General features: G+C 63.2%; 2 protein-coding genes. Both read left to right on the forward strand.

Annotation, left to right across the window (positions count from 1 at the left end; genetic code table 11):
• A partial coding sequence (locus ACZ6ZQ_RS38585) for a M20/M25/M40 family metallo-hydrolase (protein WP_469773199.1) occupies positions 1–576 on the forward strand: 576 nt, incomplete at its 5' end.
• An 11-nt stretch (positions 577–587) separates the two neighbouring features.
• Positions 588–1,172, forward strand: a 585-nt coding sequence (locus ACZ6ZQ_RS38590) for an arginase family protein (RefSeq protein WP_469773200.1), incomplete at its 3' end; no start/stop codon positions are given.

The raw sequence follows: 1,172 nt of genomic DNA on the forward strand, positions 1-1,172 counted from the left end.
GGCATGGCTGCCCATGCCGGCACCACACCGATGCCGCTGCGCAAGGACGCCTTGTACGGCGCCGCGCAGATGATTCAAGCGCTGGAAAACCTGGCGGCTGATTTTGCGCCTGAAGGCCTGACCACCGTGGGCGAATTGAGCATCGCCAAGTCGTCGCGCAATACCATTCCCGGCCTGCTGAATTTCACCGTCGACCTGCGCCATCACCGCGACGCCGACATAGAAGCCATGGAGCAACAGGTGCGCACCCGCTTGCAGGATATCGCTGCCCAACGTGGTCTGAGCGTCACCGTCAGCCCGCACTGGATCAGCCCGGCGACACCGTTTGATGCCGAGTGTGTCGCCTGTGTGCAGTCTGCTGTGGATGCGTTGGGTTATGCCCAGCAATCGATAGTCAGCGGTGCTGGCCACGACGCCATCCACCTGGCGCGGTTCTGCCCGACGGCGATGGTCTTTATCCCGTGTGTGGGCGGCTTGAGTCATAACGAAGCGGAAGACGTGCTGCCCGAGGACGTTCGCCAAGGCACCGATGTATTGCTCAATGCCGTGTTGAAACGTGCCGGCCAGGTTCAGTAAGGAGAAATCCCATGCGTACTTTTTTCCACCCCGAACAACTCCTGCACCATCCTCGCAGCTACTACTCCCGAGGCCAGATGCGTACCCCGCAGGAAGTACCGGAGCGCGCCCGCAATCTGCTGCTGGCTGCCCAAACCCTGGGCTTCGAGATCCAGCAACCGCACGACCATGGCCTCGATCCACTGTTGGCTGTACACGGCGCCGCCTACCTGACCTTCCTCCAGGAAGCCCACCAGCGCTGGAAAGAAATCCCTGAAGACTGGGGCGACGAAGTCATGTCCAACATCTTCGTGCGCGAACCCAACGCCCTGCGCGGCATCCTCGCCCAGGCGGCGCGCTACCTCGCCGACGGCAGTTGCCCGGTTGGCGAACTCACTTGGCGCTCGGCGTATTGGTCCGCCCAAAGCGCCGTCGCTGCCGCTAAAGACATCCTCGACGGCGCGCCGGCAGCCTATGCTCTGTGCCGCCCGCCAGGTCATCACGCCCGCTTCGATGCTGCCGGCGGGTTCTGCTACATCAACAATGCGGCGGTGGCGGCGCAGGCGTTGCGCGATGGCTTCGAGCGCGTCGCCGTACTCGATACCGACATGCACCAC

It is taken from the genome of Streptomyces sp. NPDC053673, from assembly GCF_055585225.1.